This window comes from Nonomuraea sp. ATR24, assembly GCF_041950485.1.
GTDB classification, from domain to species: domain Bacteria; phylum Actinomycetota; class Actinomycetes; order Streptosporangiales; family Streptosporangiaceae; genus Nonomuraea; species Nonomuraea ceibae.
Genome location: NZ_JBGNUU010000002.1, coordinates 714,688 through 729,264 on the forward strand (window position 1 = coordinate 714,688; position 14,577 = coordinate 729,264).

Genomic DNA, 14,577 nt, shown 5'->3' on the forward strand with positions numbered 1-14,577 from the left:
CAGGTGAACCCAGGCACTCGAGCGAAACAGGACGCCGACATGACACCGACACCAGATCAGCCCCGGCCGCCGGAGGACGAGGCCGCGACCGCCGCCGAGGTGGAGATCAGGCGCGTCGAGGAACCGGCCCGGCTGCTTCGCGTGAGCGCCATGGTGAGCTCGCTGCTGGACGAGGCCCGCACGGTGCCGCTCGACGAGCACGCCCGCGAGCAGCTTCAGCACATCCAGGAGCAGGCAGTCAAGGAGATCGGCCACTCCGTGGACCCGGAGCTGCGCGAGGAGCTGGCCCGCCTGCTGCCGGACCCGTCGGCGCCTCCCACGCAGGCGGAGATCCGCATCACGCAGAGCCAGCTCGTCGGCTGGCTGGAAGGGGTCTTCCAGGGCATCAAGACCGGGCTGGCGCTGCAGCAGGCGGCTCACCGGCTGCCGCCGCCACCCCGGCCCGATCTGCCTCCGGCGGCCGGCGGCGGGCCGTACCTATGAGTGCCCGCCGAAGAGGCGGGCGAGCGCCTCGGTGAGCTCCTGCCTGGTGTAGGAGCGCTCGGGCAGCTCGTTGAGCTGTCCGAGGGTGTCGGCGGGCAGCTTGACGTGCTCGGACGCGCACGAGTAGACCTCGCGCCGCGTCACCTCGTCCCGGTCGCGGAACACCTCGTCCAGCACCCGCCGCACCTCGTCGGGCATCTCGTCATGCCCGGTCTCGTCCGTCATCTCGTTCTCCCGTCGTCCCCGGCGTGCTATTCGAAGTCGTCGGGATTGAGTTCCTTCTGGCGCAGGAAGGCCTCGTCCAGTTCCTCGTCGCTGAGCTCGTCCGGCTGGTCCTGCTCGGCCGGCTCCCCAGGCTGCTCGGTCATCGTGTTCTCCCCCGTTTCTGCTGCTCAGAGCCTGGCTACCCAGCACCCGGGACGCCACACCGGGGCGGGTCAGCCGGACGCGGCGGCGCGGGCCTCGCTGGGGGTGCGGCCGAAGCGGGCCCGGAACAGGCGGGCGAAGTGCGCCTGGCTCGAGAAGCCCCACCGGTGCGCCACGTCGGCGATCGTGGTGTCGCGCGCCCCGCCGCCGGTGAGCTGGCGGTGCGCCTCCTCCAGCCGCCGCTCGGTGATGTGCCGGGCCGGCGACCTGCCGGTGGACTCGAAGATGCGGGCCAGGTGCCGCACGGAGATGCCCATGACCCCGGCGACCCGGGCGGTGCTCAGGGCGGGGTCGTGCAGGTGCCGCTCGATGTAGTCCTCGGCGACGATGAGCTGGGTGCGGTAGCCGTCGTGGCCGGGCCGGCCGCCGGAGCGCTCGGCGGCGAGCTGGCGCAGCAGGTCGAGCACGGCGGCCTCGGCGTGGTCGGGCTCCCAGCCGGACCGCAGCGCGGCGAGCCCGCCCAGCAGCGAGCGGAGCGCGGCCACCAGCGTGCCCTCGCGGGCGGTGTCGCGGCCGAACAGCATCGGCGCCGGCAGCCCGCCCGCCAGGCACGCCCGGTCGAACAGGTCGCGCGGGATGTCGACGAGGATCTGCCGCATGCTGGAGGAGAACCCGAACAGGTAGGGGCTGCGCGTGTCGTAGACGACGAGCTCCCCCGCGGTGGCGGCCAGGCAGCCGTGCTCGTGCAGGAACACCGCGTCGCCGGTGAGCAGCAGGGTGGCGAAGACGGAGTCCTTGGGCGCGGACCGCACGGTCTGCGGGCTGCGCTCGATCGCGTGGGCGTTGCCCGCGATGTCGGCCAGCCGGATCGCGGTCAGCTCGATGTTGGTCTGCTTGGCGAGCAGGCCCTGGTCGGAGTAGGAGGTGCAGGACAGGCCCACCAGCGCCCTGCGGTTGTAGTCCTCCCAGTAGTCGATGCGCTCGGCGGGTGCGACGTGCTCGGTCGTGGCCCTGGAGACCACGGTGACGGTGTCGGCCGGCATGTGTCCCTCCTTCCCCGGCGGGACGCACAGGATAGCAACCCGGTGTGATCTGTCACACAGGCCGGACCAGCACTTTCACCTGTCCTTCCCCGCCGCTCAGCAGCGCCTCGAAGCCGTCGCGCACCACGTCGGCCAGCGGGATGGTCGAGGTGACGATCCCGGTCAGGTCGACGCCCTCCTCGGCGACCATGCGGATGAGCTCCGGGTAGGCGTCCCGGTAGCCGACGCTGGTGAGGATCGACTGCTCGTTGTTGACCAGGGCGAAGGCGTCCAGGCTGACGGTCCCGGCCAGGCCGAGGAACATCACCCGCCCGCCCCGCCTGGTGGCGGCCAGGCTGGTGCCGAGCGCCACCTCCGAGCCGACTGCCTCGAACGTCACGTCCGCGCCCTCGCCGCCGGTCGCCTCCCTGACCTGCGCCGCGCAGGAGTCGCCGGCCGGCACGGTGTCCGTCGCGCCGAGGGCGCGGGCCAGCGCGCGCCGGGCCGGCGACGGGTCCGCCGCCACGATCCGCCCGGCTCCGGCGCGGGCCGCCAGCCGCGTCACCAGCAGCCCGATCGGCCCCAGGCCGACGACGGCGACGGTCTCGCCGGGCGCCACCGCGGCCCGCCTGACGGCGTGCAGCGCGACCGCGGCGGGCTCGAAGACCGCCGCCTGCTCCAGCGGCACCGACTCGGGCAGCCGGTGCAGCATGTACGCGGGCACGGTGACGCGCTCGGCGAGCCCGCCGTGGCCCATCAGCCCGGCGAAGCCGAAGTGGCGGCAGATGTTGTACTCGCCGGCCCGGCAGCGGGGGCAGTCGCCGCAGCGGTAGTGCGGTTCGACCGCCACCCGGTCGCCGGGGGCGACGCGGGTGACGCCGGGGCCGGTCTCGGCGACGGTGCCGCAGAACTCGTGACCGAGCACCAGCGGGGCGGCCACGCCCGACTCCGGGTGCGGCTCGCCGACCGGGATGGCGTGCGGGCCGTCGGCGTACTCGTGCAGGTCGCTGCCGCAGATCCCGCAGTACGCCACCTCGATCGTCACCTCCCCCGGGCCGGGCGGCGGGACGTACGTGTCGAGCACCCGGACGTCGCGGGGGCCGTACCAGACGGCGGCCTTGACGGCGGGCCTGCGGGCGGTGCCGCTCATGAGCCCGCCGCGCTGGGGGCCGGTCCGGCGGCGGCGCGGCGGCGCAGGACCGCGGGCGCGGTCTCGCGCAGCGCGAACGAGAGCACGACCACGAGCAGCGCGCCGCCGGCCGCGATGAACATCGCGGTCTGCAGCCCCCACTGGTCGGACGCCCAGCCCGCGACCATCGGCGCGAGGAACCCGCCGGCCAGCTCGCCCACGCCCATGATCAGGCCGAGGGCGGTGGCGAGCGCGCCGCGCGGCACGGTCTCGGCCGGGATCGTGGCCATGAACAGCGTGAAGCAGCCCAGCCCGGTGTAGCTGACCACCATGAGCGCGCCGAGCAGGACGGGGTCGTCCACGTACACGAGGAACAGCGGGCAGCACACCGCGAGCGCGGTGAAGCCGATCAGCGTGGGCTTGCGGCCCAGCCGGTCGGAGATCCCCGGCGTGGCGAACCCCCACAGCACCCAGGCCACGCCCAGGCACGTCATCACGCCGCTCATCGTGCCGGGCGCGAAGCCCTTCACCTCGGTCAGGTAGGTCGGGGTGAAGGTGATGATGGTGATGAACCACGTCAGGTAGAAGCAGGCGATCAGCATGCAGACGACGATGTTGCGCAGCTTGAGCACCTCGCCCAGCGGCACCCGGGCCGGCTTCGGGGCGGCCGCCGCGGGGGCGTCCGGCGTGCGGGGCGAGCGCTCGTGCACGAACTTGGCGATGAGCGCCGCGATGATCAGGCCGGGGATGATCGTGACGTAGAAGGCGACCTGCCAGCTGTAGGTCTCCGCCAGCCACACCACGGCCAGCGGGGCCACGATGCCGCCGAGCAGGCCCGCGGACGAGCCCTGGACCAGGCCCATGTTGAAGCCCCGGCGGCTCTCCCGCGACGCCTCCACCATGAGCGACTGCGCCATCGGCAGCACCGCGCCCTCGGCCGTGCCCATGAGCGCGCGGGCCGCCAGCAGCCCGGCGAAGCTCGCCATCAGGCCGGAGGAGGCGGAGAACAGCGAGAACAGCACCACGGCCGCGATGAGGATGGGCTTGCGGCGGCCGAGCGCGTCCGAGAGCCGGCCGGCGAACATGCCGGCCAGCGCCCAGGTGAGCGCCAGCACGCCGGACAGCGTGCCGAGCTCGGCGTTGGACAGGCCGAAGTCGGCGTCCATGTACGGCGCCAGGAACGACAGCGCCTGGCGGTCGAAGAAGACGAAGCCGAAGGCGAGGAACAGGATGACCAGCAGGCGGTTCTCGTACCTGTCGGCCGTGGTCCCGGTGGGGGTGTCAGCCATGACGACCTCGTGTCAGCGGAAGAGGGAGTTGACGTAGTCGGCGCCGATCCCGACCTTCTCGTAGTGCTCGCGGCACATCGCGATGTAGTCGTGCACGTCGAAGAAGCCGTCGGGGTCGCCGTTCTCGTCCAGCCAGATGAGCGGGCCCTTGACGATGAAGAACGTCTTCATCGGCTCGCCGCTGTCGTAGGCGACCAGCGTGTGGCCCTCGCCCGGCGCCTCGTAGACGAAGTCGCCCGCGCTCGCGGTCCAGGGCCGCTCCAGGTAGCCCCACTTGCCGGAGATCGTGTACGCGAACACCTCGTGCGGGTGGTAGTGCCGGTTCACCAGCCCGGCCTCCTTGGCCCGCAGGATGTCGGCCCAGCTGTTGTCCTTGACGTTGATCCACAGCGGGCGGGAGCCGACGGTGTCGGTGAACGGCACGTAGTAGCGGTCGTCGTCGGTGGCGACCTGCGAGAGGTACACCTCGGGCAGCGCGTCCGGGCGGAAGGAGTTCTCGATGGGCCGCAGGTCCTTCCAGAACTCCGACTTCGGTGCTTCCGGCATGGTGACGGGTCCTTTCTGGGATGTTTCCCGGAAGTGAACCCCGGCGGGCCCGTCCCCGTCTTTCCCCTGGCGGACCTCACGGTTTGCACAAAGCGGACATGCCGCTGGTCAGCCGTGCACGAAGCAGAACTCGTTGCCCTCCGGGTCGGCCATCACCTGGAAGGAGCCCTGGGCGTCGGTGACCGTCGCGCCGAGTCGGGTGGCGCCCAGCTCCACGGCGCGGGCGGCGGCGGGCTCGATCGCGGCGACCTCGACGTCCAGGTGCAGCCGGTTCTTGCCGGCCTTGCCCTCGGGCACCTGCTGGAAGGCCAGGCGGACGCCGCCGGGCGGCTCGACGTAGGACCAGTCGGCGGCGCGGTCCACCGGGTCGCCGCCGAACAGGGCGGCCCAGAAGCGGACCAGGCCGTGTGGATCACGGCAGTCGATGACGATCTGGCCGAGACGCGGATGCATGGGGCAAGCGTAGCCAGCCGTCCGCGCACCCGCAGCCACAGCCGTCCGAGCATGCGCACCCGTCCGCGCACCAGTCCGAGCACCCTTCCGAGCACAGCCGCACGACCGCGTCGGCGATCTCCTCAGCGCTGCCGTACGCCGGGGTCACGGCGCTGACCCGGACGCCGGTGCCGGCCAGGTCGCGGGCCGTCGCGCGGGTCAGCTCGGCCACGCGCGGGCCGGTGGCCAGGTTGACGATGCGGCCCCGCCCGGCCAGCCGCATGGGCGGAAGCTCGTACCGCATGGCCAGGGCGGCGCGGGAGTGGTTGAAGGCGGCGTCGAGCCGGCCGAACGCGCCGAGCGTCTGCTCCACCAGCCGCCGCACCGACACCGGGCTCGAAAGGTCCGTGGGGACGGCCACCACCGCGCCGCCGGCCGCGCCGATGCGGGCGGCCAGCGCCTCCAGCGCGCGGCCGTCGCGGGCGGCCAGCACGACGCCGGCGCCCGCCCTGCTCAGCGCCCGCGCCGCCGCCGCGCCGATCGCGCGGCCGGCGCCGGTGACGATGGCGGTCCTGCCGCGCAGCGTCTCGCCCATGGTGACCTGCCCTTCTGCCGCGGATCTCCGAGGCTAGGCAGCCTGCCGCCGGCCCGCATCAGTGAAGTCGCCGGTCCCGTGCCCGTTGTCACAGCTTGCGGTGCTTTCTATGCTCACCGTGTGCTGGGGAGAGACAGCGAGATCGAGCTGCTCGCAACGTTGCTGCGGCGTGCCGCCGAAGGGCACGGCGGCGGCGTGGTGCTGCACGGCGAGCCCGGCATCGGCAAGACCGCGCTGCTGACGCACACCGAGGAGCGCGCGACCGGCTTCCGGGTGCTGCGCGCGGTCGGCGTCGCGCCCGAGGCCGACCTCGCCTACGCGACGCTGCACGAGCTGCTGCTCCCCGTCCTCGACTCGGTCGCCGAGCTGCCCGGCCCGCAGGCGCAGGCGCTGAGCGTGCTGTTCGGGCGGGCGCACGGCACGCCGCCGGACCCGTTCCTGGTCGGCCTGTCCACGCTGTCGCTGCTGTCGCTGCGGGCCGGCGAGCGTCCGCTGCTGTGCGTCGTCGACGACGCCCACTGGGCCGACCGGCCCACGCTGAAGACGCTCGCGTTCGTGGCCCGCCGCCTGGACAACGAGCCGATCGCGGTGGCGCTGGCGGCGCGGGCCGACGAGGGACACGACACCGACCTGCCACACCTGCGGCGCATCCCGCTCATGGGCCTCAAACCGGACGCCGCCCGCGCGCTGCTCGCCGGGCGGCGGCTCACCCACGGCGAGCAGGAGCAACTTCTCGCCGTCACCGGCGGCAACCCGCTCGCCCTGCTGGAGCTCGCCGGGCGGGAGCTGCCGCCGGAGGGCGCCCAGGAGCCGCCCGCGCTGACCGACGAGCTCGGCCGCTCGTTCCTGGCCAGGATCCGCGCCCGCCACGGCGCCGCGCTGCCGCTGCTCCAGCTCATCGCCGCCGACGGCTCCGGCAGCGTCGAGACCGTCGGCCGGGCCGCCGCCTCCCTCGGGATCGACGCCGGCCCGCTGCACCGCGCCGAGCTGGACGAACTGCTCACCTACGACGGGACCCGGCTGGTGTTCCGGCACCCGCTCATCCGGTCGGCCGTCTACCACAGCGCCACCGTCAACCGGCGGGTGGCCATCCACCGGGCGCTCGCCTCGGCGTTCGACACCGACGCCGACCACCACCGGCGCGCCTGGCACCTGGGGCAGGCCGCCGTCGGCCAGGACGAGGAGGCAGCCGGGGAGCTGGAGCGCTCGGCCGAGCAGGCCGCCCTGCGCGGCGGCCCGGCTGCGGCCATGGCCACGCTGTCACGCGCGGCCGAGCTCACCCCCGACGGGCCCGACCGCGGCCGCCGGCTGTGGAGCGCCGCGCGCGCCGCCGTCCAGGGCGGGTTCACCGCCGCCGCCGGCGAGCTGCTCGACCGGGCCGAACGCGAGCCGCGCCTGGCCGAGGCCGACCGGATCGCGCTGGCCGCGCTGCGCGCCATCGTGGCCGAGTTCGCCGGGTCGACGCAGGACGCGCTCGACCTGGTCAGGCCGTGGATCCCGCGCGCGCTCCGGATCGACAGGCGGCTGTTCACGCCGACCGTCGCCATGTACGCCGACCTCGGCCGCCGCGCCGACCGGCCCCGGGCATGGGCCGAGCTGGCGGGCTGGCTCGGCGAGGTCGCGCCGGACCGCGACGACCCGCGCGACGCGGTGCTGCGGCTGCTCCACGCGCTCTGCCTGGCCCGCACCGGCCACGACGCGCGACCGGCGGAGCGCGACCGCGAGCTGGCCGGTGAGCTCACCGATCCGGTGACGATGACGCTGGCCGGCGCGATCGCCGGGCAGCTCGGCGAGCACGAGCTGAGCCGCCGCCTGATCCGCGACGCCGGACGGCTGGCCCGGGCGGGCGGATCGCTCGGCACGGTCGCCTGGAACCTCGAGTACCAGGCCGCCGACGAGCTCGCGCGGGGCCGGTTCGGGCTCGCCGAGGCGCACGCCGAGGAGGGCTGCCAGTTCGCCGCCGACGCCAGCCAGCCCAACACCGCCTGCCGCAACCGGGCGCTGCTGGCCCTGTGCGCGGCGCTCCGGGGGCGGCCGGAGGCGGCCGAGCTGGCCGCCGACGTGCTGGCCGAGGCGGCCGGCCGCCGCCTGCCGGACGCGATGGCGTACGCCGGACGCGCGCTCGGCCTCGTCGACCTCGTCGCCGGCCGCCACCACGAGGCCGCCCACCACTTCGCCGGAACCACCGGCCCGGCCACGGCCCTGACCACGGCCTCGACCGTTGATCCGGCCACGGGCCGCCCTCATGGTGCGGCCACCGGCCTGGTTGCCGATCCGGGCGTGGATCTGCCCGCCGACCTGGCCATGGGGATGGCGCCTGACCTGGTCGAGGCGCTGGTGCGGGCCGGGGACCAGGAGGGCGCCGCCGCCGCTGCCGCGCGGTACGAGCGGTGGACCGCGTACACCGGCTCGCCGGAGCTGGGCGCGCTGGCGGCCCGCTGCCGGGCGCTGGTCAGCGAGGGCGCCGACGCGCACGGCCACTTCGCCGAGGCACTGCGCCTGCACGCCCTGGCCGATTCGCCGCTGGAGCTGGCCCGCACCGAGCTGCTGCTCGGCGAGCGGCTGCGGCGCGACCGGCGGCGGTCCGAGGCGCGGCGGCACCTGCGCGAGGCGGCCGAGGGCTTCCGCCGCCTGGGCGCGCTCGCCTGGGCCGACCACGCGCAGGGCGAGCTGCGCGCCACCGGCGAGCAGGCGCGCACCCGCGCCCCGGAGGCCGCCGCGCTCGGCACGCTCACCCCGCAGGAGCTGCGCATCACGCTGGCGGTCGGCGAGGGGCTGACCAACCGGGAGATCGCCGCGCAGCTCTTCCTCAGCCCGCGCACGGTCGACTACCACCTGCGCAAGGTCTTCCAGAAGGCCGGCATCACCTCGCGCGCCGAGCTGATGCGGCTCGTCCTGGCGGAGGACCGGCGAGTTCGCTGATTCGGCGCCTGCCCGTCCCTTCCTAACGTCGGCGGCATCACACGCTCACGTCAGGAGTACGGACATGCGGAAAGTCATCAGGTTCGTCTGGCACTACGCCGAGATGGTCATCGCCATGTACGCCGGGATGCTGCTGCTCGACCTCCTGTGGGACGCGGTGCTGCCGCAGCCGGTCCGGTTCGACGTCGACACGCTGCTCATGGCCGCCGACATGACCGTCGGCATGGCCGCCTGGATGCTGGTCCGCAGGCACGGGTGGGCGAGCATCGCGGAGATGAGCGTGGCGATGTTCGCGCCGTTCCCCATCCTGCTCGTCCCCTACTGGTTCGGCGTCTTATCAGGACATGTCGTGATGTCCCTCGGGCACACGCTCATGTTCGTCTTCATGGCCCTGGCCATGCTGTGGCGCCACGCCGAGTACACCTGCCACCCGGTCGGCATCCCGGCCAAGTGGCTCAGGCGATCGGGTGTCGTGCTGGTCGCGCTGCTGGTCCCGGCCTCGGTGTCGGCCGTCAACACCACGGGCAAGTTCGGCGACCTTTACACGGTCCGCGCCGACGCCGTGACCGCCAGGCCCGCCCCGAAGGCCGGCGGCCACGACCCGGCCAAGCCCACCGTGGCCCTGCTGACCGGCCCCGGCGGCACCAACGTGGCCGACCTGCTCGGCCCGTACGAGGTGCTGGCGGGCACCGGCCGCGTCAACACGTACGTCGTCGCCGCCGACGCGGGCCCGGCGCCTCTGACGGGCGGGCTCGACCTGGTGCCCGACCTGACGCTCGACGGGCTGACGCGGCTGCTGGACGAGCGGCGCGACCGGCTCGACGCCGTGGTGATCCCCGCCATGCAGGAGCCGTACCCGGCGGTCGGCGACTGGCTGCGCGCCCACGCGGCGCGCGGCGCGATCGTCGTCAGCGTCTGCAACGGCGCCCGGGTGCTGGCCGGGACCGGGCTGCTCGACGGCAGGCGCGCCACCTCGCACTGGCTGCGGCTGTCCGGGCTGCGTGCCGACTTCCCCGCCGTCGGCTGGACCGGCGGCGTCCGGTACGTCGACGACGGCGAGGTGATCACCACGGCCGGAGTGCTGTCCGGCATCGACGGCGCCCTGCGGATCGTCGAACGGCTGCTCGGCGCCGACGCGGCCCAGGAGGCGGCGCAGCGGGTGCACTGGCGGCACTACTCCCCCGGCGCCGCCGCGCCCATCCCCGAGTCCGGGCTGGAGCCGGGCGACGCGGTCGTGGGGATCAACGCCTCCTACCGGCCCGGCCCGTCGGCCATCGGCGTGCGGCTCGTGGACGGCGTCGGCGAGCTGGAGCTGGCCTCGGTGTTCATCTCCTACACCGAGCACGCGATGGTCGGGCGTACGGTCGCGATCGGCGACGGCCCGGTGCGCTCCCGCCACGGGCTGACGTTCGTGCCCCGGGCGACGCCCGCCGAGGCTGCCGGGGAGCTCGGGCGGCTCATCGTGCCCGGCCTGGACGCGGCCCGGCGGCAGGTGACCGGGGTGGGCGACCTGCGGCCCGAGTACCCGCACACGGGCGGGGAGTTCGCCTTCGACCCGGTGATGCGCGACATCGCCCGCACCTACGACGTGCAGACGGCCCGGTGGACGGCGAAGACGCTGGAGTACCCGGTGCAGGACCTCGGGCTCACCGGCAGCGCCTGGCCGTGGCCCGCGACCGCCGTGGCCGGCCTGCTCGTCCTGCTCGGCGCCGCCGTGGCGACCGGCGGCGTCCTGCTGCTCCGGCGACGCCGCCGCTGACCCGCCCCCGGGCACGTCAGCCGACCGGCAGGCGGTACAGCCGCCGGGTCGCGTCGAGGCAATCGTCGTCGAGGAAGCGCCCCGACAGGCGGCCCGCCACGATCAGCCAGTTGTCCAGCCACAGCCTCAGCACGCCCTCCGGCCTGACCTCCTGCCCGGCGAACACGTTGAAGGGGCTCATCCGGTCGTCGGCCAGGCCGTGGGCGTGCTCGTGGAAGGGCCAGCCGGTGGCGGCGACGTCCCTCGGGCTGAGCCGCCCTTCCGTGACGCCGTCCGAATAGTAGAGATCGTGCACGCCGAGCCCGTCGGCGTCCCACACGACCTGGACGTACCTGCGCCCGGCCAGCGGCTCGGTGCGCGGGCGCGGGCCGGCGACGGTGATGGCATGGGTCCAGCCGGGGGCGTGGGCGCCCATCCAGACGAGCTCGTCGAACCCGTACGGCTCGTAGTGCCGCATCGCCTCCGCCAGGCCGCAGGGCACCGCCGCCGCCGGGTCGCCGCCGAGCAGGCGGGCGATCTCGTCGGGGTCGTCGCCCTCGATCCAGGTGCCGGCGAACAGGTCACCGAACCCGCGCGCTTCCAGCAGCGGCCACTGCTCCCAGAGCTTCACGCGGCCACCCGGCACAGGGTCCGCCGCTCGGCGAGCCAGGCGCGGTCGACGAACCGGCCGGTGATCCGCCCGATCGCGACCAGGTGCGGGTCGAGGTCGCTCTCGTCGCCCTGGTCGTCGTTGAGCCACAGGTCGTCGAGGCCGTCCTCGCCGTAGATGCCCGGCACGCCGTAGAACTCGTTGATCCCTCTCACGTAGCAGAACTCGAGGACCCGCCGGTCGAGCGGCGCCAGGGCGCAGAGCGAGAAGTTCAGCACCAGGGCGAACGTCCAGCCGGGCGCGTGGCGGCCCATCCAGAGGATCGGGGTGCGCGAGCCGGCGCCGTTCCAGCGCAGCGCGGTGGCCAGGCCGCACTCGACCGTCCTGGCCTGGTCGATCCCCAGCTCGGCCGCGATCGCGGCGCGGTCGTCGCCCTCGAACCAGAAGGCGTGGATCTGCTCGGCCAGACCGGCGGCGGCCAGCAGGCCCCACTGGCTCTCCTCGGGTAACGCGCGCAACGGGCACCTCGATCGTCCGGGAACGGCGGCATCCTACAGTCCGGCCGATCTTGGCGGGTGCTCACTTGCCCAGTTGGGAGATCTTGTCCTTGAACAGGGTGGTAGCGATGGACGCCTTGTGCGGCTGGCCGCGCAGGAACGCCTGGGCGAAGCTCTTGGCCTGCTGGTAGGAGACCTTGCCGGGCATCGGCGGCTCGTTCGGGTCCACGTCCACGTCGACCAGGGCGGGGCCGTCGTGCGCGAGCGCCTGGGCGACGGCCTCGGCCACGTCGCCGGGCTCGGTGACCTTGCGGCCGTAGCCGCCGCAGGAGCGCGCCCAGGCGGAGAAGTCGGCGGCGGGCCGGGCGAAGCGGACGCCGTGCTCGGGGTAGCCGAGCACCATCTGCTCCCACAGGATCTGGCCGAGCGAGTTGTTGTTGTTGACGATCACCTTGATCGGCAGGTCGTGCTGGGCGGCCGTCAGGAACTCGGCCATGAGCATCGCGAACCCGCCGTCGCCGATGAACGCGATGACCTGCCGTCCGGGGTGGGCGAGCTGCATCGCGATCGCGTACGGCAGGCCGGGCGCCATCGAGGCCAGGTTGCCCGACAGGTAGAAGCCGCGCTCGCCGCGGATCGTCCAGTGCCTGGCGGCCCAGGTGGCGATCGTGCCGGAGTCGCAGGTGAGGATGGCGTCGTCGGTGGCGGCCCGGTCGACGCAGCCCATCAGATACTGCGGCGCGATCGGGTCGCGGTCCGGCGAGTCCAGCGCCGCCATGTCGGAGCGCCACTTCTCGGTCATCCGGACGTACTTGTCCAGGTGGTCGCGGGCGCCGTCGTGCTTGAGCAGCGGCAGCAGGGCGCGCAGCCCCTCCTTGGCGTCGCCGATCATCGGCACCTCGGTGGGCAGCCGCACCCCGGCCCTGACCGGGTCGGCCTCCAGCTGCACCACCCGGGCCTGGCCGGGCTGGGGCAGGTGCTGGGTGTAGGGGAAGTTCGTGCCGACCATGAACAGGGCGTCGCAGTCCTCGACGAGCTCCTCGCCGGGGCGGGTGCCGAGCAGGCCGATGCCGCCCACCGCGTACGGGGAGTCGTCGGGGATGACGGCCTTGCCGGGCAGCGTCTTGATCACCGGAGCGCCGAGCGCCTCCGCCACGGCGAGCACCTCGGCCCGCGCGTGCAGGGCCCCGGCGCCGGCCAGGATCGCCGGGCGCTCGCTGCGGTTGAGGATCTCGGCCGCCGCCTGGAGGTCCTCCTCGCGGGGCAGCCCCGGCGGGCTGAGGTAGACGGCGGCCGTGGCCGGCGGCCGGGCGGGGGCGACGTGCTTGTACGGGTCGGCGTCGGCGGGGGCGACCTGCACGTCGTTCGGCAGGGTCAGGTGGGCGACGCCGCGCCGGGCGTACGCGGTCCTGATCGCGATGTCGACGACGCCGGGCAGCTGGGTCGGGTTGTCGACGACCAGGTTGTACTCGGCGACGTCCGCGAACAGCCGGTCGAGGTGGACCTCCTGCTGGTAGCCGGTGCCGAGCACGCTGGTCTCCTGCATGCCGGTGATGGCCAGCACCGGCTGGTGGTCCAGCTTGGCGTCGTACAGGCCGTTGAGCAGGTGGATGCCGCCGGGGCCGCTGGTGGCCAGGCACACGCCGACGCGCCCGGTCGCCTTGGCGTGGGCGGCGGCCATGAACGCCGCCGCCTCCTCGTGGTGCACCAGGACGAAGCGGACGCGGTCGGCGTGGCGGCGCAGCCCTTCCATGATGCCGTTGATGCCGTCGCCGGGCAGGCCGAAGACGGTGTCGACGCCCCACTCGGCCAGCCGCTCGATGAGCACTTCGGAAGCGATGGTTGTCATACCTGCCGCCGTGCCCCAGCGGGTCTCGGCAAACGTCCACGTCCCTGCAAATTTCGGGCAGGCGGGTCCTCAGGCCGCCGGGGCGTTGCGCAGGGTCACGTTGATGCGGTTCCAGGTGTTGATCGAGCCGATCGCCATGACGAGGACGGCCAGCGACTCCTCGTCGTAGTGGGCGGCGGCCTCGGCCCACACGTCGTCGGGGACGCCCGCGGGGTTGTCGGCGATGCGGGTGGCGGCCTCGGCGAGGGCGAGCGCGGCGCGCTCGGCGTCGCTGTAGAAGGGGGTGTCGCGCCAGGCGGCGAGCCCGTGGACGCGCCGGTCGCTCACTCCGGCCTCGGCGGCCTCGCGGGCGTGCATGTCGACGCAGTAGCCGCAGCCGTTGATCTGGCTGACCCGCAGCCGCAGCAGGTCGAGGGTGGCACGCGGGACGGGGCCGGCGTTGAGGTAGGCCTCCAGCGCGTACATGGCCTTGAGACCGTCGGCGGCGGGCTTGCGGATGCTCATGCGCATGATGATTCTCTCCATCTTTGATATTTGATATCCAGAATTACGGTGAGCGGCGGGGCCGATCGAGCACCCCGCCCACGGCGGCGCTCAGGGACGGCGGGAGGCGAACCAGTCGCGCGTGGCCGCCGGGGTGCCGGGCAGGTGGCGCTCCACCATCTTCTTGATGTCCGCCAGCGTCTGACCGGCCAGCTCCTTGCGCCAGGCCAGCTCCGCCCGGCGCATGGCCTGCGAGACGAAGCACGCCTTGCGGTAGTCGACGTCGGAGCGGCCTCCCGGCCCCTGCCGGAGCACCTCCTCGCAGCGGAACGCCTCCCCCGGCCCCTCGATCGCGGTCACCACGTCGAGCAGCGTGATGCGCTCCGGCGGGCGCGCCAGCCGGAACCCGCCGCGCGGGCCGGGCGTGGAGGTGACGATCCCGGCCCGGGCCAGCGCCTGGAGCTGCTTGTTCAGGTAGGCCGCCGGCAGCTCGTAGAACGCCGCCAGGCGGGCCGCCGTCATGGCCTCTCCGGTCTCGACCCAGGTCAGGTTCAGGCAACTGTGCAGCGCCCACTCCACGCCCTCGCTCATCCGCATAACCTGGATACTACACGTC

General features: G+C 73.9%; 15 protein-coding genes. 3 read left to right on the forward strand and 12 right to left on the reverse strand.

Going from position 1 to position 14,577, the window contains the following annotated elements; genetic code table 11:
* The first annotated feature begins 39 nt into the window (after positions 1–39).
* Positions 40–483 (forward strand): proteasome activator, encoded by a 444-nt coding sequence (locus ACBI99_RS07270; RefSeq protein WP_219515440.1) that lies wholly within the window; start codon positions 40–42, stop codon positions 481–483.
* On the opposite strand, the gene ACBI99_RS07275 is transcribed toward ACBI99_RS07270, so the two are convergent.
* The 7 genes from ACBI99_RS07275 to ACBI99_RS07305 all read right to left on the reverse strand — a co-directional run bounded on the left by ACBI99_RS07275 (position 478) and on the right by ACBI99_RS07305 (position 5,862).
* Positions 478–708: a hypothetical protein gene (locus ACBI99_RS07275; RefSeq protein WP_375071947.1), complete on the reverse strand. Its 231-nt coding sequence runs from the start codon at positions 706–708 to the stop codon at positions 478–480. The two genes, ACBI99_RS07270 and ACBI99_RS07275, sit on opposite strands and share 6 nt — an antisense overlap.
* 212 nt (positions 709–920) lie before the next feature.
* The gene (locus ACBI99_RS07280) at positions 921–1,892 is read right to left on the reverse strand and encodes a helix-turn-helix domain-containing protein (RefSeq protein WP_219515434.1); all 972 of its coding nucleotides are present in this window, start codon (positions 1,890–1,892) and stop codon (positions 921–923) included.
* A gap of 52 nt (positions 1,893–1,944) precedes the next feature.
* Positions 1,945–3,021, reverse strand: a complete 1,077-nt coding sequence (locus tag ACBI99_RS07285; RefSeq protein WP_219515419.1) for a 2,3-butanediol dehydrogenase — start codon at positions 3,019–3,021, stop codon at positions 1,945–1,947.
* Positions 3,018–4,289, reverse strand: coding sequence for an MFS transporter (locus tag ACBI99_RS07290; RefSeq protein WP_357592398.1), 1,272 nt, complete (start codon positions 4,287–4,289; stop codon positions 3,018–3,020). Before ACBI99_RS07290 ends, ACBI99_RS07285 begins: the two co-directional genes overlap by 4 nt.
* A gap of 12 nt (positions 4,290–4,301) precedes the next feature.
* Complete coding sequence (locus ACBI99_RS07295) at positions 4,302–4,835, reverse strand: 2,4'-dihydroxyacetophenone dioxygenase family protein (RefSeq protein WP_219515414.1); 534 nt, start codon at positions 4,833–4,835, stop codon at positions 4,302–4,304.
* Between the two features lie 108 nt (positions 4,836–4,943).
* The gene (locus ACBI99_RS07300) at positions 4,944–5,288 is read right to left on the reverse strand and encodes a VOC family protein (protein WP_219515410.1); all 345 of its coding nucleotides are present in this window, start codon (positions 5,286–5,288) and stop codon (positions 4,944–4,946) included.
* Complete coding sequence (locus ACBI99_RS07305) at positions 5,248–5,862, reverse strand: SDR family NAD(P)-dependent oxidoreductase (protein WP_219515407.1); 615 nt, start codon at positions 5,860–5,862, stop codon at positions 5,248–5,250. Before ACBI99_RS07305 ends, ACBI99_RS07300 begins: the two co-directional genes overlap by 41 nt.
* A gap of 120 nt (positions 5,863–5,982) precedes the next feature.
* Between ACBI99_RS07305 and ACBI99_RS07310 the strand changes: the two genes are divergently transcribed.
* A complete protein-coding gene (locus ACBI99_RS07310; protein WP_375071948.1) occupies positions 5,983–8,784 on the forward strand; it encodes an AAA family ATPase in 2,802 nt (933 codons plus the stop codon).
* A 64-nt stretch (positions 8,785–8,848) separates the two neighbouring features.
* Positions 8,849–10,543, forward strand: a complete 1,695-nt coding sequence (locus tag ACBI99_RS07315) for a DJ-1/PfpI family protein (protein WP_219515378.1) — start codon at positions 8,849–8,851, stop codon at positions 10,541–10,543.
* A gap of 16 nt (positions 10,544–10,559) precedes the next feature.
* Here the strand turns inward: ACBI99_RS07315 and ACBI99_RS07320 are convergent, their stop codons facing one another.
* The 5 genes from ACBI99_RS07320 to ACBI99_RS07340 form a co-directional block, all read right to left on the reverse strand.
* A complete protein-coding gene (locus tag ACBI99_RS07320; protein WP_357592403.1) occupies positions 10,560–11,153 on the reverse strand; it encodes a hypothetical protein in 594 nt (197 codons plus the stop codon).
* Positions 11,150–11,650: a hypothetical protein gene (locus ACBI99_RS07325; RefSeq protein WP_357592405.1), complete on the reverse strand. Its 501-nt coding sequence runs from the start codon at positions 11,648–11,650 to the stop codon at positions 11,150–11,152. Before ACBI99_RS07325 ends, ACBI99_RS07320 begins: the two co-directional genes overlap by 4 nt.
* Positions 11,651–11,711: 61 nt before the next feature.
* Positions 11,712–13,478 carry a thiamine pyrophosphate-dependent enzyme gene (locus ACBI99_RS07330; RefSeq protein WP_375071949.1) on the reverse strand — a complete coding sequence of 589 codons (1,767 nt, stop codon included), beginning with the start codon at positions 13,476–13,478 and terminating at the stop codon, positions 11,712–11,714.
* 69 nt (positions 13,479–13,547) lie between these two features.
* Positions 13,548–14,003 (reverse strand): carboxymuconolactone decarboxylase family protein, encoded by a 456-nt coding sequence (locus ACBI99_RS07335; RefSeq protein WP_246646572.1) that lies wholly within the window; start codon positions 14,001–14,003, stop codon positions 13,548–13,550.
* Positions 14,004–14,072: 69 nt separating this feature from the next.
* Entirely contained in the window at positions 14,073–14,558 is a 486-nt protein-coding gene (locus tag ACBI99_RS07340; RefSeq protein WP_219515347.1) for an Rrf2 family transcriptional regulator, read from the reverse strand.
* Positions 14,559–14,577 lie beyond the last annotated feature (19 nt).

Bases quoted from the DNA above. Each gene is read 5' to 3' on its own strand.
- ACBI99_RS07330 (WP_375071949.1), bottom strand. From the start codon at position 13,478: ATGACAACCATCGCTTCCGAAGTGCTCATCGAGCGGCTGGCCGAGTGG.
- ACBI99_RS07290 (WP_357592398.1), bottom strand. From the start codon at position 4,289: ATGGCTGACACCCCCACCGGGACCACGGCCGACAGGTACGAGAACCGC.
- ACBI99_RS07340 (WP_219515347.1), bottom strand. From the start codon at position 14,558: ATGCGGATGAGCGAGGGCGTGGAGTGGGCGCTGCACAGTTGCCTGAAC.
- ACBI99_RS07285 (WP_219515419.1), bottom strand. From the start codon at position 3,021: ATGAGCGGCACCGCCCGCAGGCCCGCCGTCAAGGCCGCCGTCTGGTAC.
- ACBI99_RS07275 (WP_375071947.1), bottom strand. From the start codon at position 708: ATGACGGACGAGACCGGGCATGACGAGATGCCCGACGAGGTGCGGCGG.
- ACBI99_RS07335 (WP_246646572.1), bottom strand. From the start codon at position 14,003: ATGGAGAGAATCATCATGCGCATGAGCATCCGCAAGCCCGCCGCCGAC.
- ACBI99_RS07280 (WP_219515434.1), bottom strand. From the start codon at position 1,892: ATGCCGGCCGACACCGTCACCGTGGTCTCCAGGGCCACGACCGAGCAC.
- ACBI99_RS07305 (WP_219515407.1), bottom strand. From the start codon at position 5,862: ATGGGCGAGACGCTGCGCGGCAGGACCGCCATCGTCACCGGCGCCGGC.
- ACBI99_RS07270 (WP_219515440.1), top strand. From the start codon at position 40: ATGACACCGACACCAGATCAGCCCCGGCCGCCGGAGGACGAGGCCGCG.
- ACBI99_RS07300 (WP_219515410.1), bottom strand. From the start codon at position 5,288: ATGCATCCGCGTCTCGGCCAGATCGTCATCGACTGCCGTGATCCACAC.
- ACBI99_RS07315 (WP_219515378.1), top strand. From the start codon at position 8,849: ATGCGGAAAGTCATCAGGTTCGTCTGGCACTACGCCGAGATGGTCATC.
- ACBI99_RS07295 (WP_219515414.1), bottom strand. From the start codon at position 4,835: ATGCCGGAAGCACCGAAGTCGGAGTTCTGGAAGGACCTGCGGCCCATC.